Genomic DNA, 19,938 nt, shown 5'->3' on the forward strand with positions numbered 1-19,938 from the left:
CCCAGGCAAAGAAAAGATAATCAGCCGCGTGCGGTCACCGTCACCCAGTAACGGGTGCGTCGCTGCACGTCCAGGGCGAAGGCGCTTTGCAGCGCCTCCAGGGCCAGGTCGGTGTCGGTGATGGGGAAGGCGCCGGAAATCCGCAGGGCGGCCACGGCCGGATCGCAGCGCAGCACACCGGGACGGTAGCGCGACAGTTGCGCGAGCAGCTCGACCAGGGGCTGTTCGATGGCGATCAGGCTGCCGTCCTGCCAGGCGCCGACCGAGGCGTCATTGACGCGTATGCGACCGATGCCCGACGGGCCGAAGCTGACCCGCTGTCCGGCTTCCAGGCGTAGCGGCCGACTGCCCTCGGCCGAGACCCGCACGGCCTTCTCCATGACCGCCGCTTCGCAGCCCTGCTCGCCGGTACTGACAAGGAAGCGGGTGCCCAATGCCTGCACCCGCCCGAAACGAGTCTCGACCAGGAAGGGGCGAGCGGCCGGGTCCGTGCCGGTACTGATGGCCAGCTGGCCGCGATGAAGCACCAGCAGGCGCTGGCGATCATCGAAACGCACGTCGACCGCGCTGTCGGTGTCCAGGGTCAACTGGCTGCCGTCGGCCAGGGTGAAGGTGCGTCGCTCTCCCACGGCGGTATGGTGGCTGGCCCGCAGGACCAGGCCCAGGTCGCTGCGCCAGCCCAGGGTTGCCAGGGTTCCACCACCGAGCAGGCAGGCCAGGCCGTAGAGCACCTGGCGTCGTGATTGCCCGGCCGCCAGCAAGGTCGAGGCCGCCAGTTGGCCCGGCATGCGTCCGAGGTTGTCGCTGATCGCCTGCATGCGTTGCCAGGCCTGTTGGTGCAAGGGATCGCTGTCATGCCATTTTTGCCAGCGCGCCTGTTCGTGGGCGTCGGCCGTCCCTGAAGCCAGCCGCGCATACCAGCGCGCCGCTGCGCGGATCGCCTCGCGCTGGGCGGGTGACGGCGTCACGCGTGGGTGTCCCATTGCAGCAAGCAGATGTGCTCCATGGCCTTGGCCATGTGGCTGTTCACCGTGCGCAGGGAAATACCCAGCTGCGTGGCGATCTGGGCGTAGGTGAGTCCGTCGAGCTGGGACAGGATGAAGACCTGGCGAACGTGCGCGCCCAGCCCTGACAGCAGGCGGTCCAGTTCTACCAGGGTTTCAAGCAGGATGGCCTGGGTTTCGGCGCTGGGGACCTGGGCCTCGGGCAGGCTGGCCAGGGTGTCGAGGTAGGCCTGCTCCAGTGAGCGGCGCCGCAGCAGATCGATCATCAGGCCTTTGGCCACGGTGCTCAGGTATTGGCGAGGCTCGCGGATTTCCAGTGCGGTGCGGGCCCTGATCAGCTTGACGAAGGTGTCCTGTGCCAGGTCGGCGGCATCGCAATGATTGCCCAGGCGCTTGCGCAGCCAGCCACGCAGCCAGGCACTGTGCTGGGCATAGAGGGTACTGACTGCGGAGGGTAGGGCAGAGGACTCGGCCGACATGGATAAATTCTTAAATGGGAATTTATCGCATTATTGTGTATTTCCCAGGGGGCTGGCAACGGGATGCGAGCGAAGGGCCGCTCCACAGTGTCTGCCATGGAGCGGCGGGATGGCTTACGCCGTCGCCTCGAAGGCCACGTGGTATTGCACGCTGCCCTGCGGCATATCACCGTTGAAGGCCAGGGCCTGGAAGTATTCGGCGGGTACGCCCGGCAGGCTCAGGCCCGGTTGGGCTTTGAAACCGAAGCGGCCATAGTATCCCGGGTCGCCCAGCACCACGCAGCCCTGGCCACCCAGCCCGTGCAAGCGGGCCAGCGCGGCGTTGATCAGCGCCGAGCCGATGCCTTGGCCCTGGCGCTGCGGCAGCACCGAGACCGGTCCTAGTCCGTACCAGCCCTCGGCACCTGACGACAGGGTTACCGGGGAGATCGCCACATGGCCGACGATGACACCGGCCTCCTCGGCCACCAGCGATACCGTGAGCGCTCCGGCTCGGCGCAGGGCGGTGACGATGAACTGCTCGGTGTGGCTGCTGTGTTCGGCGTTGGCAAAGGCGGCCTCGGTCAGTTGGCCGATGGTGGCGGTGTCCTCCGGGCGCTCGTCGCGCAGGCTGATGCCATTGTCGAGATGCCGGCGCGTGTCGGCGTCGATCAGGCCGCGCAGGGCCTCGAACAGCGGCGTGGCGGCGGTATAGCGCTTGCCGTAGTCGAGGTTGAAGGCATAGTCGAAGCCTGGCGGGTTGCGCCCCTGGTTGTGCTGCAGCAGGGTTTCCAGCTTGTCGAGGGCCTTGACTGCCTGCGCTTCGACTGAGGTCGCTGCCTCGTATTCCTCCCACAACGCCATGATCTCGTCGCGCAGGACGGTGTCCAGACTCGACATCAGGTGCAGCAGGTCTTCGCGCTCTTGCCGGCTCTTGTCGGGGAAGCCCTGTTTGCTGACGGCCGGGACGTCGCCGCTGATGGCCTCGCCCAGGTCGTGGACCAGGCACATCTTCAGCACCTTGAGCAGGTCCAGGTCGCCCAGTTCGTCGGCGAAGGTGATGGCCATCAGGCACAGCCGCCAGGTGTGCTCGGCGGTGCTTTCGGCGCGGCCGCTGGAGGTGTGGGCGCTGCGGATGACGCTCTTGAGTTGTTCGGCCTGGCGCAGGAAGGCGAGGCGGTTCTGCAGTTTTTCGATGTTCATGGTGACTCCATGTCCTGGGGCGGGTTCAGCGTGTCTGCATGATGAACAGATGATACCCGTACTCGCCCAGGTGGTTTGTGTGGATCTCGAGTTCGCGGCGGATGTCGGCCAGGGCCTGGGAGGCGAAGTCCTCGTCCGCCAGGCTGGCCACGCGTTCGCGCAGCGGCTCCAGATAGTTGGCCCAGGCCTGCGCGCTCAAGGGGAAGTGCGACAGGGTGCGATAGCCCAGGCGGGCGATGGCGGCCAGGCGTGTGTCGACGCTATGCAGGTCGGAGTAGGCGGCCTGCCAGAACGTCTCGGCCGAGGGGGCGAGCCTGTCGGCCACCCGCACCAGGTCGCTGACCACCAGGTAGCCCTGGGGTTTCAGAAAGGCGCGCCAGTACGCCAGGGCGTTGTCGAAGCCCATGATGTAGGCGCAACCCTCGGCCCAGATCGCGTCGAAGTGCCGAGGCGCGAACGGCAGCTGGGTCATGCTCGCGCAAATCGGCGTGACCCGCGCCTGCAAGCCCTTGTCGACCAAAGTCGCGCGCAGGTAGCCCAGGCTGTGCTCGTCGTTGTCCAGCGCGGTGATGTGCGCCTGGCTGTGTTCGGCCAGCAGCACGCTGGAGGCGCCACGACCGCAGCCGATGTCCAGCAGTGTCGCGGGGGCGTGGGGCAGGGCGTGCAGTGCTTTGAGTGAATCCTGTGCCGAGCCCGGGCCGAGGTACTCGAGGCCATCGAAAATGCGTTCGAAGTCGGCCATGTAGCAGTCGTGTTCGTTCATGTCGCGGGACAGCCATTTCAGGCGCAGGGCCTGTTTCTCATTGAATCCTTGCCGGCGCAGCCACGCCAGGTGGGCGCCGGGTGCCTGCTGCTCGAGGGCCTGGTGCCAGGGGCGCATGGACGACAACCCGAGCATCGCCGCCAGCAGGTCACGCGAGCGTTGTCGGGCGGCGATCTCTTCGTCCAGGGTATGCAGGCGTTCGAGCAGGGCCGCGCGGTCCAGGCGCGCCTCCAGGCAGGCCTGGCATTCCTTCAGGCTCAGGCCGCCGGCCTGCAGTTGCTGCAACAGCCGCAGCTGCTGCAGGTCCTGCTCGCCGTAGGTGCGATAACCGTTGGCCTGGCGCCGCGAGGACACCAGCCCGAGTTTTTCGTAGTAGAGCAACGTGGAGCGGCTCAGGCCCACCTTCGCCGCCAGTTCGGAAATGCGATACACCAGTCTTCCCCTCATGCAGTGGGGCGATGATGAACTATGAAGTTATAGACAGGTAAAGCGGATTTTCGCAAAAAGAGGTGGCGCTGGTGTCCTTCAAGCCTGGGTCGACAGGGCGCAGGCCGGATCCACCCCGACCTCTTCCATGAATTCGGCGAGAAACGACGCCAGCCGCTGATGCCTGATGGCGGCCAGGCGCGCGCCTTCGCCGGTCTGCAAGCCCGAGCTGAGCTTGAGCAGTTTGGTTGGGAAGTGCTCGATGGCGAAGTGGTTGTCGCGATAGTCCCGCCCTGCGGCAGTGGGGTTCTCGGCGTCATAGAGTGCCGACCCCATGCGCCCGGACACATAGAAGCAGCGGGCGATGCCGACGGCGCCCATGGAGTCCAGGCGATCGCTGTCCTGGAGGATCTTCGCTTCCAGGCTCTGCGGCGAAAGGCCCGCCGAGTAGCTGTGGGTCATCACCGCATGGGTCACCTGCTCGATGCGCGGTTGCGGCCAGCCCATGTCGGCAAGGATCGCGGCGGCGCGTTCGGCCGAAAGCGTCGAGGCCTGCGCACGCAGGGGCGAGTTCTTTTCCACCGCCACGCAATCGTGCAGCACGGTGGCGGCGAGCAGTACTTCGAGGTCGCCGCCCTCCCTGGCCTGGATACGCCGGACATTGCTCCAGACCCGTTGCAGATGGGCGAGGTCATGGGAGCCGTCGTTACTGTCGGCGGGCAGTTGGGGCAGCAACTCGGCTGCGAGGGCCTGCAAGGGGAAGAAGGGCGTGTTGGTCAACGAGGGCTCCAGCGGATCAGGGGAAAGGCGCAATGTCGAATTGTCCCAGCAACAGCATCAGTAGCAGCAAGAGTACGACAAGGCCGATGGCAGCTGTCCACTCGGCCTCGGCGCGCTCGGTGTACCAGGCGCCCCTGGACGGATACCTGCCCAGCGTGGCCAGCTTCACCAGTGGCCAACCGAGCGGATAGCACAGGCTGCGGAACAGGACATGAACGGACAGTTCGCTGATCATCGGAGGCTCCTGCGGCCATGGTAAGGACGGTGCCAGGCTGCCCACTGCCGTCAACTGGCGTACTGGGCGATACCGTTGCCGAACGACCAGTTCTCCTTGCGCACCTCGACCAGATTGATGAACACGTCCTGTGGCCGCACCCCGGCCTCGCGCTCGAAACCTTCGGCGATGGCCTGGTACAGCGCCTTCTTTTGCTCCAGGGTGCGGCCTTCGTTGAGGGTGATCTGGATGAACACCTGGCCGTCGGAGCGTTGGATGCCCAGGTATTGCGGGTCGTTCACCAGGCGGTCGCCGTCGTGTTCGGTAAGGATCTGGAAATTGTCGTGCTCGGGCACATTGATCGTTCGCCGCATGCAGGCGTAGACGATCTGGCCGAGTGTGCGCAGATGAGCCGGGTCGGGGTGGCGCTTGATATCGATGCGTACCAGTGGCATGTGGACTCCTTGGACGATGGCCAGGCGAGACGCAGGAGCTGGTAGGGCAGGATCAGGCATGAGCCCGGACAGGCGCCGGGCTCGGGAAGGCAACTACCGTTACTGTGGCAGCAGCTTGGAGGCGCGCTCGCTCGCGTTATTGAAGACCTCGATCAGCCTTTTCGCCAGGGCGTCTTCGATGGCCGCGGCGGTGAGCAGGCCCTGGGTGAAACCGATGCCCTGCTCCTTGGCGACAGCCAGCTGCTGGCTGTTCTCTGCCTCGGCCATGTCGCCCAGGTAGTGGGCAGCACGATAGGCGTAGCGCTCGGGGAGTGTCAGCTGTTCGAGGTCTTTCAGCGAGAGGGCGAACTGGCTGGCGGCGGCGGGCTTCAGGCTGAGTTGCTCGAACTGGAGCAGGCTCAGGCGATCGGTAGTCAAGGCGAATCTCCGTTTCATTGCGGGAACACCCGGTTACTGTCCTGCCTTTTGCCGGTCAACGCAAGGGTGGCCAGGGCAGTGGCGCGAAAAGAATCCGCTTTCCCACGGCATGGGTGGTCCTGCTGGAGGGACAAGGCGGTGCTTGGCTCAGGTGCTAAAACGTTCTAGCCTTCGCGTTTTGCTCATTTTCTTAAGGAATGCCTGCATGATCCCCACCCTCAGCCGCCGCCGCGTGCTCCAGGGCGCGCTCGGCTGCTCGGCCCTGCTGACCCTGCCCGCCTGGGCGGACAATTCGCTGCGCCAGGCGATGCAACAGCTCGAGGCGGCCAGCGGCAGTACCATCGGCCTGTGGGCCCTGGACACCGGCAGCGGTCGGCAATTGGCCTGGCGTGGCGAAGAGCGCTTCGCCTTCTGCAGCACCTTCAAGGCCGTCCTTGCCGGTGCCGTCCTGCACCGCAGCGCGTCCGAGCCGGGTTTGCTGGCGCGGCGCATCGCTTATGGCGCCGAGCAACTGGTGGTCTATTCGCCGGTCACCGAAAAGCATGTCGGGCCTGGCATGACCGTCGCCGAACTGTGCGCCGCCGCGGTGCAGTACAGCGACAACACCGCCGGCAACCTGCTGCTCGAGCTGGTCGGTGGTCCACCCGGGCTGACGGCGTTCGTCCGTGGCCTGGGCGATCCGACCTTCCGCCTCGACCGTAACGAGCCGACGCTGAACACCGCCTTGCCGGGTGATCCGCGTGACACCACGACGCCCCTGGCCATGGGCATGACCCTGCAGCGCCTGCTGCTCACCGATGGCCTGCCCGCCGCCGCGCAACAACAGCTGCAGGCCTGGCTCAAGGGCAACACCACCGGCGACACGCGCATTCGCGCCGGGCTGCCGAAGGACTGGGTGGTGGGCGACAAGACCGGCTCGGGTGACTATGGCGTGGCCAACGATGTCGCGGTCATCTGGCCCAAGGGCCGGGCGCCGTGGATCCTGGTGGTGTTCAGCCGTGCTACGAAACAGGACGCGCCGTGGAACAGCGAGACGATTGCGGCGGCCACGCGGATCGTGGTGGAGGCCTGGAAGGGCTGAGCAATCGCACGGGCCTCATCGCGGGGCAAGCCCGCTCCCACAAGTGGTGGCGCGCGCGCTCACCCGCGATGAGGCCACAACAGACCATCACCCCACCCGCCGCCGCTTCTTGCGGTACATCTCGCCATCGGCATGGCTGAGCAAGGTGTCGGCATCCTCGCCATCGGTGGGATAGCAGGCCACGCCGATGCTGCAGGACGGCATCCTGACATCGCCGAATTCGGCCCCGAGCGGCTCCTCCATGACCATGGCGATCTGCTCGACCACCTCGTACACGGCGTCCTCCGACGGCACGTCGGTCAGCAGCACGATGAACTCGTCGCCGCCGATCCGCGCCACGGTGTCCGCTTCCTGTACGCTGTCCTGCAGGCGTTGGGCGATGGTGCACAGCACGCGGTCGCCGGCCGCATGGCCGTGCACATCGTTGATGCCCTTGAAGTCGTTGACGTCCAGGAACAGCAGGGCCAGCCGGCGCTGCTGATGGCGGGCGGCGCGCAGGGCCGTGGCCAGGCGGTCGTTGAATAGCGAGCGGTTGGTCAGCTTGGTCAGCGGGTCGTGATGGGCGAGAAAGCGCAGTTCCTGCTCGGCCTGGGTAAGGGCAGTGATGTTGCGCGCGACGCCGATCCGCGCCCCTACCTCGTCGGACCAGAAGGCCGCCCAGAGGATATGCACGATCTCGCCATCCTTGCGCACATAGCGGTTGCGAAAGTCGAAGTGCGGGGTGCCGTCCATGACCCGGACGATCGAGGCGCGGGTGGCCTCCAGGTCGTCCGGGTGCATGTAGCGGGTGATCGGGGTGCCGGTCAGTTCGTCGGCGCGGTAGCCGAGCAAGGCCTCGCAGGCATTGCTCACGAACACGATGGTGTCGTCCCGGTCGACCACGAACACGGTGTCCAGCATCAGGTGGATCAGCCTGGGGTAGAGCGCTTGCAGGTCGACGGGCATAGGGCAGGGGTGTCCGATACGGGTAGCCCGGTCATGGTCCGATCACGCAGGGCGGCGGCGCGAGGTCCTGCAAGCCGCCGGGGGCCGCTTGCCGCGCCCGTGCAGCATACACAGGCTCGGGGGCGCGGCACACTACCTGTGGGCAAGCAGACTGTCGGCTGCTTCAAGTGCCCCTGTCTGGCGGAAACGGCAACCGCCCCAGCAACTCGACGATTGTCGTCGCGCAGCGCCCATCGGGGTCCAGGTCGGGGTCGAAGACCGTGACCGTCATGCCCCGACGGCATGGGGCAGCCCTTCGCTCGGTTGACGGCCTAGAGTTTCCAGCATCCGGCGAAGCGCTTGCAAACCCCTTCGCGTTGGTCCAGTTCAGCCATGCTGCGCAAGTGTTCGAGTCTGATCTGGGCGACCGTCTCTTGCAGGACATAGTTGTAGTAGTGCGCCATGTCGCGCATACGCTGGGCCCTGCTGGGCAGGTGCGGGTCGTTGTTGTCACCAGCCCAGACCTGCAGTTGCTGGTCAAGGACACTGCGCAGGTAGGCGCGGTTGTCGGTGTCGTAGCGCTCCAGCGTACGAGTCTTCAGGTTGGCGAGCGCCTCGGCGAATGTCTGCAGGTTCTGCTGGTATTGCTGCCAATAGGCCTCAGTCAAATCAAGGCCCATTTCCTGTTTGCGTGCCGCTACCTGTACTTCGGGGGAGGCTTGGCGGGTGAGGACCACGGCTGTGCGCAACGTGGTCAACTGTTCCATCTCCGGTGTGACGCTGTCGCGCAGGATGCTGTCGATCAGCGCGGTGCGCCGGGCGGAATCGGGCAGGGGCGTGGGTTGTTTCGGGAACAGCGCTGACGTACCCCAGCAGACGGTTGGAACAGTGTCGATCATCGGATAGGGCTGGCGCTGGTCCTCTCCCTCGACCCGTTGCAGGCGCACCAGTTCCACCTGGCAGTAGCCAGGCGACTTGTCGAAGCTCAGTTCGTATTCGGAACCTGCCTGCGGTGTCAAGGTGAACGAGGCCGCACAGACCGTGGTGGCGCCCTGGGTGTTGGCGCGAACATGTACTGGTTTGCCGGGTTCGAGGCGGATCTCGTAGTAGCTGTTGCTGTGCGCTGGCGGCGGTACGCTCATGTCGGCGCGCCGGCGGGAGTCGGGGACGAACAGGTTGTTGAGCATGCCGGTGGTCCGCCCTTCACAGCGCTCGCTGTCGAACAGGTCGAGGGTGGAGCTGCTATTGCCCGAGATGTAGCGCAGCTTGGCGGCATCGGGGCGGGTGCTGTCGATATAGGTGCCATTGACACTGCAGGCGCTGACCAGGGTGGACAGGGCGAACAGGGCAAGCAGTCGGGTGGCGGGGGGCATGATCGTCCGTGAGTGAGGCCGTGGGGGCGCCGATGCTAGGGCGATTCCGGCGATTCGTCCAGTGGGCCATCCCTTTCAAGGTCTTTACCGGATAAGGGCCTCAAGGTGTCCGCCGCAAACCTTGCAACGCCTATAAGACCGAGCGCCGCGCGGGCGGCGCTCGGTCTCAAGAGCGCTGCAACTCTGTCGTCGAACACCTTGAAAGGCCTGGTCCAGTGGGCCGGAAATGATCAGCCCACGGTAGTGGAGCGAACCGATGAGGGCCAGGTGCTTTTCAGCTTCTACAGGCTCTCCCTACCGTTCAGGAACCATCGGCCTGGCTGGCCATCAGTGCGTTGAGTTCACCATAGCTGTGTGCCTTCAACCCGCTGGTGTCGAGTTGGCCGCTTTCCAGGAAACGCTGGGCCAGGCCGCTCATGGCGCCATAGAGAAACTCGGCGATGCTCGATCCGGCACTCAGGCGGCGAACGCCAAGCTGTTGCAATTCGGCCGGGCCGGGCAAGCCTGCGCGCCAGAGCAGATTGACCGGCAGCGTCAGCTCCCGGCACAGCGTAGCGATCTCGTCGGGCTCGACCACGCCGGCGGCGAACAGCCCGTTCGCGCCGCCAGCGGCATAGCGCGCGGCGCGCCGCAGGAGCTCCTCGAGGCGCTGCTCGGCGGGCAGCAGGTTCTTCAGGTAGACATCGCTGCGCACGTTGATGAACAGGTCGACCCCGCGCCGGCTCGCGGCGTTTCTGGCGGCGTCGAGCTTGCGCAGGAGCTGTTCGGGAGGCTGTGTGCCGTCCTCGATGTTGATCCCCACCGCGCCTGCGGCGATGACCGTGTCGACGACCTTGGCAACCTGTTCGGGGGCGTGCGAATAGCCGCCTTCGATATCCACCGTCAGCGGCACGCTGAGCACCCTTGCCATCGACTCGACGGTGCCGGCCAGCAGTGCCAGGGGCAGCTTGTCGCCGTCCTGGTAACCGTGCGACCAGGCCACGGCGGCGCTGCTGGTGGCGACCGCCTGGCTGCCCTGGCGCTCGACCAGGCGCGCGCCGCCGGCGTCCGCCACGTTGGCCAGAAGTAACAACCCTTGCTGGTGAAGACCATGAAATACGCGATCCAGTGCTGCCATGACGACATGACTCCCTTGAACATCCTGTTGATGGTTCACTGCGGGACCTAGATTGCCATTTTCCCTGGGGTTCGACGAGAGTGTTGCAGCGCCTGTGAGATCGAGCGCCGCCCGCGCGGCGCATCGCGACGCAAGGCCGCTCCTACATCTGTTTCGGGCCAGTCAATCCTGTGCCAATACCTTGTCCGCCTTGTTGGTACGACGCGGTTTCAATGTGGGCACCACTGGCGCCTCACCTGTCTCAAGACATGCACCAAGGCGGGCAACCATGGCCTGACAGGTTCGGTACGTTGCAACAAATGTAGGAGCGGCCTTGCGTCGCGATGCGCCGCGCGGGCGGCGCTCGATCTTGTAGGCGCTGCAACTCTAATGTCGAACACCTCGAAAGGACCAGCGCTCAAAGCCTGCCGATCTTTTCCAGCTCAACCCCAAGCTGATCGCGCCCGAGGCTGGCCAATGGCAGGGCCAGAAACGCCCGGCAGCGCCGTTCGATATGCGCCAGGGTGGCGCGGAAGGCGGCGTCGATGGTCTGCTCGTCGCCCACCACCTCGGACGGGTCCGCCAGTCCCCAGTGGCACTTCAGCGCCGGGCCGAAGTACACCGGGCAGGTTTCTCCGGCGGCCTTGTCGCACACGGTGATGACGATGTCCGGCGGGTTGTCCGCGAAGGCGTCGTTGCCTTTGCTGCTCAGCCCCTCGATGGCGATGCCGGTCTGTTGCAGGGTGCTCAGGCTGCGCGGCAGCACCTGGCCCCGGGGAAAGCTGCCGGCGCTCACGGCCTGCAAGCCCGGCGGCGCCAGGTGGTTGAACAGGGCTTCGCTGAGGATGCTGCGGCAGCTGTTGGCTGTGCACATGAACAGGACTCGCATGGGGCGCTCCGGGTATCAAAGGCTCAGGCGCAAGGCCAGGGCCGAGAGGGTGATCAACAGGACCGGCAGGGTCAGCAGGATGCCGACCTTGAAGTAGTAGCCCCAGGTGATGCGCATGCCCTTGCGCTCCAGCACGTGCAGCCAGAGCAGGGTGGCGAGGCTGCCGATGGGGGTGATCTTGGGGCCCAGGTCGCAGCCGATGACGTTGGCGTAGATCATCGCTTCGCGTACCAGACCCTGGGCATCGCTGGCCTGGATCGACAGGGCGCCGATGAGCACGCTGGGCATGTTGTTCATCACCGACGACAGCAAGGCGGCAAGCAGGCCGGTACCGAGGGTGGCGCTCCACAGGCCGTGCGCGGCCAGGCGGTCGAGCAGTTGCGTGAGCAGGTCGGTGAGGCCGGCGTTCTTCAGTCCATACACCACCAGGTACATGCCCAGCGAGAAAATCACCACCTGCCAGGGCGCCTCGCGCAGCACGCGGCGGGTGGAGATGCGATGGCCGCGGGCGGCGACGGCGAACAGCATCGCCGCGCACACCGCCGCCACCGCGCTGACCGGCACGCCCAGCGGTTCCAGGGCGAACAGCCCGACCAGCAGCACCAGCAGCATCCAGCCGCCGACCACGAAGGTGGCGCGGTCATGGATCGCCGATTCGGGGGCCTTGAGCGCATCGAGGGCATAGTGACGCGGCAGGTCGCGACGGAAGAACAGCCACAGCACGCCGAGGGTGGCGGCGACGCTGACCAGGTTCACCGGGACCATCACCGCGGCGTACTCGCCGAAGCCCAGGCCGAAATAGTCCGCCGAGACGATATTGACCAGGTTCGACACCACCAGCGGCAGGCTCGCGGTGTCGGCAATGAAACCAGCGGCCATGACGAACGCCAGGGTCGTGGCGGCCGAGAAGCGCAAGGCCAGCAGCATCGACATGACGATGGGGGTGAGGATCAGCGCGGCGCCGTCGTTGGCGAACAGCGCCGACACCGCCGCGCCCAGCAGCACGCAGAAGGCGAACAGGCGGTAGCCGCTGCCATTGGCCCAGCGCGCCACATGCAGGGCGGCCCATTCGAAGAAGCCGGCTTCATCGAGCAGCAGGCTGATGATAATGATGGCGATGAAGGTGGCCGTGGCGTTCCAGACGATGGCCCAGACCGCCGGGATGTCCTGCAGCGAGACCGCGCCGACGGCCAGGGCGATCAGCGCGCCGAGTGCCGCGCTCCAGCCCACGCCCAGGCCACGGGGTTGCCAGATCACCAGCACCAGGGTGAAGACGAATACCGCGATCGCGATCAGCATGGGTGTTTTCCGGGGGCAGGTTCAGCAGCAGGCGGCGCGTTGCGGGCGGCCGTCCATGTGCTGCAGGCGGGTGGTGTTGTCGTGCAGCCAGGTTTCGTTGGCTCGCAGGGTCAGTTGCAGCAGGTCATGCACCCAGGCGGGGAGCTGTGGGGCGAGGCGGTAGTACACCCACTGGCCCTGGCGGCGGTCCTGCAACAGGCCGCAGTTGCGCAGTTGGGCCAGGTGGCGGCTGATCTTCGGCTGGCTGTCGCCGAGGGCGCACATCAACTCGCAGACGCACAGCTCGCCCGACTGGGCGATCAGCAAGGTGGCACGGGCGCGAGTCTCGTCGGCGAGGCATTTGAATACCTCGGGAGGCGTGAGCATGGTGATGGCCTATACATATGGAAAATCGAATATACGTATTTCCGTATGTATCGCGCAACCCCATCGCGGGGCAAGCCCGCTCCCACACTGTGCAAGCTAAATCAGCACGTTATGTTTTGTTCCAGAGGGAAGCAGGCAGCGCGTGGGCTGTTCAGCGGCGATAGTAGCGGTGGTCGTCGTCATAGCGATGACGCAAGGCGCGCTCGTGATGGCGTTCCCAGTAGCGTTGGCGTTCCATTTCCCGGCGGTGCTGCTCCCGGCGCCATTGTTCGCGGCGCCACTGTTCCCGACGCCAGTCGTCGCGGTGATCGTGCCAGCGCTCGTCGTGCCGGTAGCGGTCGTCATGGGCCAGCAGCGCTGCCGAGGGTGCGCTGGCCAGGCTTGGCCAAGGGTTTTCGCTGGCCTGGCGGTCCGCCAGGTCGAGGGTGTGAGGTGTCGAAGTCTTCATCGGTGCGGCGGATGCCGAGCCTGCGGCCGCGAGTGCGAACAGGCCAACGAGCAGCATGCATGGGGCAGGGAATTTCATGAGAGAAGACAACCTCTGAATGGCAGGTGAGCGTGCGTTCGGTGGCTGTTGGAGCAACCGAGGAATGCACTCACCCAATAGACCGGGAAAATGGAAAAAGTTCTGGAGGGGGGGGTTGTCCCGATTCTTGTCCTCAAGGTGTTCGCCGTAACCGTTGCAGCGCCTATCAGATCGAGCGCCGCCCGCGCGGCGCATCGCGGCACAAGGCCGCTCCTACATCTGTTTCGGACCAGTCAATCCTGTGCCATCACCTGGTACGCCTTGTGAGTACCGCGCGGTTTCAGCGTGGGCACCAAGGCAGGCAACCATGGCCTGACAGGTTCGGTACGTTGCAACAAATGTAGGAGCGGCCTTGTGCCGCGATGCGCCGCGCGGGCGGCGCTCGATCTGATAGGCGCTGCAACGGTTACGGCGAACACCCCCAGAGCGAGTCAGAGCAACTGGCAAAAAGTAAATGATAAGAATTATCATAAGCACCTTTCGCCCTCCCCAGAGAGTCGCCGCATGTCTTCAACCCACCGCGACCCGGCACTGGACCTGATCCAGAACCGTGACTCCCAGCCCCAGGGTGGCCGGGCGAAGGTGTCGCGGCGAACGCTGCTCGGCAGCCTGACCGCGACCGGCGTACTTCTCGCCAGTGGCTATGGCGTGAACCAAGGTGGCGCGCTGCCAACGCTGTTCAGCGATTGCGCCACCGGCACCGGACAACGACGCGGTTGGCGACTGGCACCGGGCCTTTCGGTGCTACTGGACAGCCGCAGCGCACTGGACAACGCTGGCCGCGCCGTGACCTTGCAACGTGGGCGGGTGCTGCTGGAGGTGACACAGGGCGCCGGTGTCAGCCTGCGAACCACCCAGGTACGGATCATGCCGGGGCAGGCGGCGCGCTTGATCGTCCAGCAACAAGCATCCGCGACCCTGGTGCAGATGCTTGATGGCGTGGCATCGATCGCGTGGGGTTCGGCCGCTCCGCTGGCACTGGAAGCCGGGTGGCAGCAACTGTTCGGCGACACGGGCAGTACCCCGAGGGTCGCACTGCCAACTGGGGCCGGAGCCTGGACCCATGGACACCTGGTGGCCGAGCGCATGCCCCTGGCCGAGGTGCTCGAGGAACTCGACAACTATCGCCCAGGCGTGCTCAGGTGCGACCCGCAGATCGCGCGATTGCAGGTCAGCAGGTCATTGTCCCTCGACCAACCGGATGCCAGCCTGATGCTGCTGACCGAGACCCTGCCGGTTCGGATCCAGCGGGTACTGGGGTACTGGGCCAACGTGGTGCCGGCCTGAGCCCACTCACTTCACCTGGCCGTTGTACACCACGGTCGCGGCGCCATCCTTCTTGATGGTCAGCTTGTTGCCTTCGGCCATGCTTTCGACCATTTCCGAACAGCCGTCCACCTCAGCCTTGCCGTCCACGTACTCGCCGCTGGTATCGAAGCTGAAGACATAGGTGGACGCCGGGCAGGCATTGCCGCCTTCGCCCGTGGACACCACCAGCACATAGCGGCTCGGGCCGAAGGCGTAGGCTTTCTCGATGGCGACGTAGCCGGTGCCTTCGGCGTCGGCGACGACGGACTCCATGACGTTCATCACGCCTGCCCGGGACTGGTAGTTCAACGCGGTGCCCATTTCCATGCCCTGGACGCTGAACGGACCGGCACCTTCGTCGCTGATCGGCAGCGGCTCATAGGCAATGCTCGGCGCCAGCGGTGCGCTGACGGTAGGCTTGGCCAATAGCGCGGCTTGGGGCTGCGGGTTGACGCACTGGCCGCTTTCACAGATGCGCTCACCCTTGCAGTCGGTGTCCTTGGCGCATTGGCCGGTCGCCGCGGTGGTCTGGTCGGCCTTGTCGCAGCCGGCGATGGCCAGGGTGAGGAGGGTGAGGGCAAGCAGTCGCTTCATCAGCGAAGTCCTTTTCATGGATGAGGGCTGAGCAGTATCGCCAAACTGTGGGCCGATGTCGCGGGCTGTATCTCAATCTAGTTGTTCACCAACAACTCCGGCCCCAGGTACCGGTTGATCTGGTCGATGTCGTCATCCCCCAGGCTGCCCACCGCCGAGGCCAGGCGCAGGCGCGACATCAGGTAGCGCAGCTTGGCCTCGAACAGGTCATGCCGTGCCACGAACAGCAGCTCCTCGGCGTCGAGCACATCGGCGTTGGTGCTGGTGCCGCCGGCACTGAAACCCTTGCGTGCCGACAGCAGCGAGCGTTCGTTGGAGGCCACCGCCTTTTCCAGCGCGTGCACGCGCAGGGCGCCGCTTTGCACGCCGCGAAACTCGCGGGTGGTGCCAGTGATGACTTCCTGTCGCGTGGCATCGAGCTCGTCCAGGGCCTTGGCGCTGTTGGCGCTGGCCTGGCGGCTCAGCGCGCTGACGCCGCCGCCGCTGTACAGCGGAATGTTCAGCTCCAGGCCGATCGAGCTGTAGTGGTTGCGCTGGTTCAGCTCGGAGATCGACTGGCTCTTGCCGGCGGTGTAGCCGGCGACGAAGTCCAGGGTCGGCCAGTGGCCGGCCTTGGCGCGCTTGACCTCCTCCTCGGCCAGCGCGTAGCTGTGCCGGCGCGCCTGGATCACCGGGCTGTCGGCCTGGGCCCTGGCCAGCCAGTCATGCAGGTTGTCCGGCAGCAGCGGCGGGGTGGCGAAGTCCGCTTGCAGGGTGGTCAGCGACACGGGTGTCTCGCCGATGTACTCGGCCAGTTTGCGGCTGGCATTGGCCAGGTTGTCCTGGGCCTCGATCAGCTCGGCCTCGGCAAGGTCGCGCCGGGCCAGGGACTCGTCGATGTCGGTGATGGTGCCGGCTCCAAGCTGCATGCGTCGCCTGGCCGAGCCGAGCTGCTCCTCGAAGGCACCGAGCTTGGCCCGGGCCAGGGTGATGGTCTCGCTGGCCAGGAGCACGTCGAAGTAGCTGTCGGCCAGGCGCACGGCGGCGTCCTGGCTCTTGGCGTCGAATACCGCCACGCTGTAGTCGGCGCGTTGCTGGCCCTGGCGGTATTCGGCCATCTTCTGCTTGTTGAACAGCGGCTGGCGCAGGCGCAGGTTGGCGCCGGTGGCGTCATAGTCGAGGTCGTTGTCGATGCCGTGCTGGCGCTGGCTGCCGTCGATGCGGTTGGCGTAGGCCGAGGCGTTGACCTGCGGCAGCAGGCCGGCCTGGCCGATGGCGCGGTTTTCCAGGCCGGCCTGCTGTTCATGCACCGCGGCGCGGTAGATCGGCCCCTGGTACTGCAGCAGGTCCCAGGCCTGCTTGAGGTCCATGGCGCCGGCCGGCAACGCCAGCGTCAGCAGGCACAGGCCAAGGCAATGGCGGTTCATCTCATTGCTCCTTGAACGCGGCGTCGACGCGTTCGAGCAGGGGTTTGAGCAGGTAGCTCAGCAGGTTGCGCTCGCCGGTCTTGATGGTGACGGTGGCGGGCATGCCGGGGCGGATATGGTTGCTGCCGAGCAAAGCCATGCCGTCGGCGGTGACTTCCACCTGTGCCAGGTAGAACGGCTGCTTGCTCTCCTCGTCGAGCAGGCGGTCGGCGGAGACGGTCAGCACGCGCCCGGGAATGTTCGGCGTGCTGGCGTGGTTGAAGGCGGGGAAGGCGATGTCCACGGCCAGGCCCGGGGTCATGCGGTCGATGGCCTGCACCGGGATCATCGCGTCGACCTGCAGCGGCTCGTCGAGCGGGACGATCTCCATGATCCGGCTGCCGGGCTGGACCACCCCGCCGACGGTGGCGATGCTCAAGGCCTGGACCATGCCGTCGATGGGCGCGCGGATGATCGTATGGGTCACTTCGTAGTCCAGGGCGCGCAGGCGGTCGGCCAGGGTGGTGCTTTCCTTGGCGGTGTCGGTCAGCTGCGACTGCACCTCCTTGAGGTAGTCGTGGCGGCGCTGCAGGACGCGCAGCCTGAGCTCGTTGATCTGGCTGCGCACCCGGGCGATGTTGTTGAGGTTCTCGGCCTGGCCGGCGGAGAGGTCGGCGTTGCTGCGCTCAAGCTCCAGCAGGCGGTTGCGCGGTACATAGCCTTCGGCCGCGAGCATGCGCGTGCCTTGCAGTTCCTGGCCGAGGAAGCCGATCTGCGAGGCGCGGGCGCCATACACCTGCTGCAGGCCCTTGAGCTGCACCGCCGAGGCGGCGATGTTCTCCTCGAGGATGCCGATTTCGCCGGCCAGGCCCGCGCGCCGGGTCGCCAGCAGGTGCTGTTGCAGGTCCATGGCCGCCAACAGCCGCGGATCGTCTTCGAACTGGCGCAGCAGGGCAGGGGCGAAGGTCACCGTGTCGTGGCCGTCGCGTTCGGCCTCCAGGCGATTCTCCACGGTCTTGCTGACGATGTACTGGGCGCTGACCGCGCCTTGCTCGGCCAGCGCATGCAGGGCGTCGAGGCGCACCAGCGCCTGGCCTTTGTTCACCCGCTCGCCCTCGTGCACCAGGATCGCCTCGACGGTGCCGCCGGTCAGGTGCTGCACGGCCTTGCGGTTGCTGGTGACCTTGACCGTGCCGGTGGCGACCACGCCGGCGTCCAGCGGCGCCAGCCATGACCACAGGAGGAAACCGCCGAAGCCGGCGAGCACCAGCCACAGGCCCCAGCGCACGGGTTTGCCGACGTCGAGGTCGATCGGGTTGGCGTCGGCCGGAAGCAGTTCGGTTTGCATGGAATGGATCATGATCGGTCACTCCCGTACCTTGACGGCGGCCAGCGGGGTCGCGGCGCCAGCGGGGATCACGCTGGCCGTGCGCAGGGCGGCGAACACTTCTTCACGGCTGCCGAGCATCTGCACGGCGCCGTCGCGCAGCATCAGCACCTTGTCGACGGCGCAGAGCACGTTGGGGCGGTGCGAGATCAGCACCACCGTGGCGCCGCGGCCCTTGAGTTCGGCCAGGGCGTCGACCAGGGCTTTCTCACCGAGGTCGTCGAGGTTGGCGTTCGGTTCGTCCAGCACGATCAGGTTGGGTTCGCCGTACAGCGCGCGGGCCAGGGCGATACGCTGCTTCTGACCGCCGGACAGCGGGCCGCCGTCGCTGTCCAGGCGGGTGTCGTAGCCTTGGGCAAAGCGCAGGATCATGTCGTGCACGCCGGCGCTTTTGGCGGCGCGGATCACCGCCTCGCTGTCCACCTCGGCGAAGCGGGCGATGTTGTCGGCGATGCTGCCTTCGAACAGCTCGACATCCTGGGGCAGGTAGCCGAGCCAGGGGCCCAGTTCACGCTTGTTCCAGGTGAAGATGTCGGCGCCGTCCAGGCGCACCTTGCCGGCCTGGGCCGGCCACACCCCGACCAGCAACCGCACCAGGGTCGACTTGCCCGAGGCTGACGGGCCGATCACCCCGAGGCTTTCACCCGGGGTCAGGCCCAGGCTGACACCGCGCAGGATGGTGCTGCCGGTGCCGGGCGCGCCGGCATACACGTTCTCCACCGCCAGCATGCCCAGCGGCCGTTGCAGCGACATGCTCGGCGGGCGCTGCGGATAGTCCTGCAGCAAGCCGTTGAGCCGGCCCCAGGCCAGGCGGCAGCCGAGCAGTGGCTTCCACGCGGCGATCACCTGTTCCACCGGGCCCAGGGCCCGGCCGGTCAGGATCGAGCAGGCGATCATCATGCCCGGGGTGATCTTGCCCTCGATCGCCAGCAGGGCCCCGGTGCCGAGGATCAGCGACTGCAGGGTGATGCGCACGAAGCGCCCGATGCTGCCGATGACGGCGGCGCGGTCGGAGGCCAGGGTCTGCATCTGCAGGATGCGCAGGTGGCTCTGGAACCAGCGCTGGCTGATCGACGCCAGCATGCCCATGGCCTCGATCACCTCGGCGTTGCGCAGGTTGTTGTTGGCGTAATGGGCGCAGGCGAGGGCGGCGTGGTTGGCCTCGCCCAGGGGCTGCTTGGTGGCCTTTTCGGTGAGCCAGGCCAGTGCCGCGAGGATCAGCGAGCCGACCAGCGTGACCAGGCCGAGCAGCGGGTGGATCAGGTAGGCGACGAGCAGGTAGATCGGTGTCCAGGGCGCGTCGAAAAAGGCGAACAGGCCGTTGCCGGTGAGGAACTGACGCACCTGCGCCAGGTCCTGCAGGGCCTGGCCGGGGCTGCCACCGGCACGGCTGAGGTTGCGCTCGAAGGCGGCGCTGAACAGGCGCCGGTTGAGCGCCATGTCCAGGCGGTTGCCGACCCGCACCAGCACCCGGCTGCGCAGCATCTCCAGGGTGGTCATCAGCAGGAACAGCCCCACCACCAGCACCGTCAGCATGCCCAGGGTCGTGAGGTTGCGGCTGACCAGCGCGCGGTCGTATACCTGCAGCATGTACACGGCGGGCGTCAACATCATGACGTTTATCACCCCGCTGAACACCGCCAGGGCATAGAAACTGCGTCGCAGTTGAAACAGTGCCTCGGCCAGCTCGGAGCGGGTACCTGTCTGCCTGGTCATCGGGGGAGCCTCCCTCTGCGAAAAATGCCGGCCGCCGTTGCGGTGGTCGGGCTAAAAGCTTTGTGGTTGCTGGCCTGCAGAAGGTTTTGTCGCTCTTTTGGCGGGTTATTCCAAATACGCTGCAGGGAGCCCACAAACAGCAGAGTAGGTTGCGTAGAAATATCTTGTAATATCTTTTTGCTCTATTGATTCCTTCAAGTTCCTATTAAAAACAGTGGCTTGATAAGCATTATCGATGCGCGACATTTTTTGCTGACGAGATATTGACAATATT

General features: G+C 66.0%; 21 protein-coding genes and 1 pseudogene. 2 read left to right on the plus strand and 20 right to left on the minus strand.

Annotated elements, in window-relative coordinates; genetic code table 11:
• Nucleotides 1–20: 20 nt before the first annotated feature.
• The 9 genes and pseudogenes from AC0MAZ_RS13415 to AC0MAZ_RS13455 all read right to left on the minus strand — a co-directional run bounded on the left by AC0MAZ_RS13415 (nucleotide 21) and on the right by AC0MAZ_RS13455 (nucleotide 5,720).
• Nucleotides 21–968 carry a FecR domain-containing protein gene (locus AC0MAZ_RS13415; protein ID WP_475858140.1) on the minus strand — a complete coding sequence of 316 codons (948 nt, stop codon included), beginning with the start codon at nucleotides 966–968 and terminating at the stop codon, nucleotides 21–23.
• Entirely contained in the window at nucleotides 965–1,483 is a 519-nt protein-coding gene (locus tag AC0MAZ_RS13420; RefSeq protein WP_475858141.1) for a sigma-70 family RNA polymerase sigma factor, read from the minus strand. Before AC0MAZ_RS13420 ends, AC0MAZ_RS13415 begins: the two co-directional genes overlap by 4 nt.
• Nucleotides 1,484–1,597: 114 nt before the next feature.
• Nucleotides 1,598–2,098 (minus strand): GNAT family N-acetyltransferase, encoded by a 501-nt coding sequence (locus AC0MAZ_RS13425; RefSeq protein ID WP_475861426.1) that lies wholly within the window; start codon nucleotides 2,096–2,098, stop codon nucleotides 1,598–1,600.
• A gap of 9 nt (nucleotides 2,099–2,107) precedes the next feature.
• Nucleotides 2,108–2,665 (minus strand): annotated as a pseudogene (locus tag AC0MAZ_RS13430) (HD domain-containing protein); the annotation flags it as partial.
• Between the two features lie 25 nt (nucleotides 2,666–2,690).
• On the minus strand, nucleotides 2,691–3,860 hold the full coding sequence (locus tag AC0MAZ_RS13435) for a MerR family transcriptional regulator (RefSeq protein ID WP_475858142.1): 1,170 nt from the start codon (nucleotides 3,858–3,860) through the stop codon (nucleotides 2,691–2,693).
• 93 nt (nucleotides 3,861–3,953) lie between these two features.
• On the minus strand, nucleotides 3,954–4,634 hold the full coding sequence (locus AC0MAZ_RS13440; RefSeq protein ID WP_254464682.1) for an HD domain-containing protein: 681 nt from the start codon (nucleotides 4,632–4,634) through the stop codon (nucleotides 3,954–3,956).
• A gap of 16 nt (nucleotides 4,635–4,650) precedes the next feature.
• Complete coding sequence (locus AC0MAZ_RS13445; protein WP_232856894.1) at nucleotides 4,651–4,869, minus strand: hypothetical protein; 219 nt, start codon at nucleotides 4,867–4,869, stop codon at nucleotides 4,651–4,653.
• A 50-nt stretch (nucleotides 4,870–4,919) separates the two neighbouring features.
• Complete coding sequence (locus AC0MAZ_RS13450; RefSeq protein WP_186732582.1) at nucleotides 4,920–5,303, minus strand: tautomerase family protein; 384 nt, start codon at nucleotides 5,301–5,303, stop codon at nucleotides 4,920–4,922.
• A gap of 99 nt (nucleotides 5,304–5,402) precedes the next feature.
• A complete protein-coding gene (locus tag AC0MAZ_RS13455; RefSeq protein ID WP_203647290.1) occupies nucleotides 5,403–5,720 on the minus strand; it encodes a hypothetical protein in 318 nt (105 codons plus the stop codon).
• A gap of 205 nt (nucleotides 5,721–5,925) precedes the next feature.
• Between AC0MAZ_RS13455 and bla the strand changes: the two genes are divergently transcribed.
• Nucleotides 5,926–6,801, plus strand: coding sequence for a class A beta-lactamase (bla, locus tag AC0MAZ_RS13460; RefSeq protein ID WP_337994563.1), 876 nt, complete (start codon nucleotides 5,926–5,928; stop codon nucleotides 6,799–6,801).
• 87 nt (nucleotides 6,802–6,888) lie between these two features.
• Here the strand turns inward: bla and AC0MAZ_RS13465 are convergent, their stop codons facing one another.
• The 7 genes from AC0MAZ_RS13465 to AC0MAZ_RS13495 form a co-directional block, all read right to left on the minus strand.
• The gene (locus AC0MAZ_RS13465; RefSeq protein WP_475858144.1) at nucleotides 6,889–7,746 is read right to left on the minus strand and encodes a diguanylate cyclase domain-containing protein; all 858 of its coding nucleotides are present in this window, start codon (nucleotides 7,744–7,746) and stop codon (nucleotides 6,889–6,891) included.
• Nucleotides 7,747–8,057: 311 nt separating this feature from the next.
• On the minus strand, nucleotides 8,058–9,098 hold the full coding sequence (locus AC0MAZ_RS13470) for a hypothetical protein (RefSeq protein ID WP_254464685.1): 1,041 nt from the start codon (nucleotides 9,096–9,098) through the stop codon (nucleotides 8,058–8,060).
• A gap of 301 nt (nucleotides 9,099–9,399) precedes the next feature.
• Nucleotides 9,400–10,215 (minus strand): isocitrate lyase/PEP mutase family protein, encoded by an 816-nt coding sequence (locus AC0MAZ_RS13475; protein ID WP_254464686.1) that lies wholly within the window; start codon nucleotides 10,213–10,215, stop codon nucleotides 9,400–9,402.
• A gap of 397 nt (nucleotides 10,216–10,612) precedes the next feature.
• Nucleotides 10,613–11,083, minus strand: a complete 471-nt coding sequence (locus AC0MAZ_RS13480) for an arsenate reductase ArsC (protein ID WP_475858145.1) — start codon at nucleotides 11,081–11,083, stop codon at nucleotides 10,613–10,615.
• Between the two features lie 15 nt (nucleotides 11,084–11,098).
• Nucleotides 11,099–12,382, minus strand: coding sequence for an arsenic transporter (locus AC0MAZ_RS13485; RefSeq protein ID WP_234563131.1), 1,284 nt, complete (start codon nucleotides 12,380–12,382; stop codon nucleotides 11,099–11,101).
• 21 nt (nucleotides 12,383–12,403) lie between these two features.
• Complete coding sequence (locus tag AC0MAZ_RS13490; RefSeq protein ID WP_110739533.1) at nucleotides 12,404–12,748, minus strand: metalloregulator ArsR/SmtB family transcription factor; 345 nt, start codon at nucleotides 12,746–12,748, stop codon at nucleotides 12,404–12,406.
• 151 nt (nucleotides 12,749–12,899) lie between these two features.
• Nucleotides 12,900–13,274, minus strand: a complete 375-nt coding sequence (locus AC0MAZ_RS13495) for a hypothetical protein (protein ID WP_232856891.1) — start codon at nucleotides 13,272–13,274, stop codon at nucleotides 12,900–12,902.
• A gap of 504 nt (nucleotides 13,275–13,778) precedes the next feature.
• Between AC0MAZ_RS13495 and AC0MAZ_RS13500 the strand changes: the two genes are divergently transcribed.
• Nucleotides 13,779–14,561 (plus strand): FecR domain-containing protein, encoded by a 783-nt coding sequence (locus AC0MAZ_RS13500; RefSeq protein WP_232856890.1) that lies wholly within the window; start codon nucleotides 13,779–13,781, stop codon nucleotides 14,559–14,561.
• A gap of 6 nt (nucleotides 14,562–14,567) precedes the next feature.
• Here the strand turns inward: AC0MAZ_RS13500 and AC0MAZ_RS13505 are convergent, their stop codons facing one another.
• From AC0MAZ_RS13505 to AC0MAZ_RS13520, 4 genes are all read right to left on the minus strand, one after another.
• A complete protein-coding gene (locus AC0MAZ_RS13505; protein ID WP_203647283.1) occupies nucleotides 14,568–15,176 on the minus strand; it encodes a hypothetical protein in 609 nt (202 codons plus the stop codon).
• A gap of 77 nt (nucleotides 15,177–15,253) precedes the next feature.
• The gene (locus AC0MAZ_RS13510) at nucleotides 15,254–16,582 is read right to left on the minus strand and encodes a TolC family outer membrane protein (RefSeq protein WP_203647282.1); all 1,329 of its coding nucleotides are present in this window, start codon (nucleotides 16,580–16,582) and stop codon (nucleotides 15,254–15,256) included.
• Nucleotide 16,583: 1 nt separating this feature from the next.
• Nucleotides 16,584–17,921 carry an HlyD family type I secretion periplasmic adaptor subunit gene (locus tag AC0MAZ_RS13515; RefSeq protein WP_203647281.1) on the minus strand — a complete coding sequence of 446 codons (1,338 nt, stop codon included), beginning with the start codon at nucleotides 17,919–17,921 and terminating at the stop codon, nucleotides 16,584–16,586.
• Between the two features lie 6 nt (nucleotides 17,922–17,927).
• Entirely contained in the window at nucleotides 17,928–19,664 is a 1,737-nt protein-coding gene (locus AC0MAZ_RS13520) for a type I secretion system permease/ATPase (protein ID WP_475858146.1), read from the minus strand.
• Between the last annotated feature and the right edge of the window lie 274 nt (nucleotides 19,665–19,938).

Source organism: Pseudomonas sp. A (assembly GCF_056270345.1).

Coding starts and splice junctions, on each gene's coding strand:
- AC0MAZ_RS13500 (WP_232856890.1), top strand. CDS start 13,779: ATGTCTTCAACCCACCGCGACCCGGCACTGGACCTGATCCAGAACCGT.
- AC0MAZ_RS13485 (WP_234563131.1), bottom strand. CDS start 12,382: ATGCTGATCGCGATCGCGGTATTCGTCTTCACCCTGGTGCTGGTGATC.
- AC0MAZ_RS13495 (WP_232856891.1), bottom strand. CDS start 13,274: ATGAAATTCCCTGCCCCATGCATGCTGCTCGTTGGCCTGTTCGCACTC.
- AC0MAZ_RS13420 (WP_475858141.1), bottom strand. CDS start 1,483: ATGTCGGCCGAGTCCTCTGCCCTACCCTCCGCAGTCAGTACCCTCTAT.
- AC0MAZ_RS13490 (WP_110739533.1), bottom strand. CDS start 12,748: ATGCTCACGCCTCCCGAGGTATTCAAATGCCTCGCCGACGAGACTCGC.
- AC0MAZ_RS13450 (WP_186732582.1), bottom strand. CDS start 5,303: ATGCCACTGGTACGCATCGATATCAAGCGCCACCCCGACCCGGCTCAT.
- bla (WP_337994563.1), top strand. CDS start 5,926: ATGATCCCCACCCTCAGCCGCCGCCGCGTGCTCCAGGGCGCGCTCGGC.
- AC0MAZ_RS13520 (WP_475858146.1), bottom strand. CDS start 19,664: ATGACCAGGCAGACAGGTACCCGCTCCGAGCTGGCCGAGGCACTGTTT.
- AC0MAZ_RS13470 (WP_254464685.1), bottom strand. CDS start 9,098: ATGCCCCCCGCCACCCGACTGCTTGCCCTGTTCGCCCTGTCCACCCTG.
- AC0MAZ_RS13475 (WP_254464686.1), bottom strand. CDS start 10,215: ATGGCAGCACTGGATCGCGTATTTCATGGTCTTCACCAGCAAGGGTTG.
- AC0MAZ_RS13505 (WP_203647283.1), bottom strand. CDS start 15,176: ATGAAGCGACTGCTTGCCCTCACCCTCCTCACCCTGGCCATCGCCGGC.
- AC0MAZ_RS13515 (WP_203647281.1), bottom strand. CDS start 17,921: ATGATCCATTCCATGCAAACCGAACTGCTTCCGGCCGACGCCAACCCG.
- AC0MAZ_RS13465 (WP_475858144.1), bottom strand. CDS start 7,746: ATGCCCGTCGACCTGCAAGCGCTCTACCCCAGGCTGATCCACCTGATG.
- AC0MAZ_RS13510 (WP_203647282.1), bottom strand. CDS start 16,582: ATGAACCGCCATTGCCTTGGCCTGTGCCTGCTGACGCTGGCGTTGCCG.
- AC0MAZ_RS13480 (WP_475858145.1), bottom strand. CDS start 11,083: ATGCGAGTCCTGTTCATGTGCACAGCCAACAGCTGCCGCAGCATCCTC.
- AC0MAZ_RS13445 (WP_232856894.1), bottom strand. CDS start 4,869: ATGATCAGCGAACTGTCCGTTCATGTCCTGTTCCGCAGCCTGTGCTAT.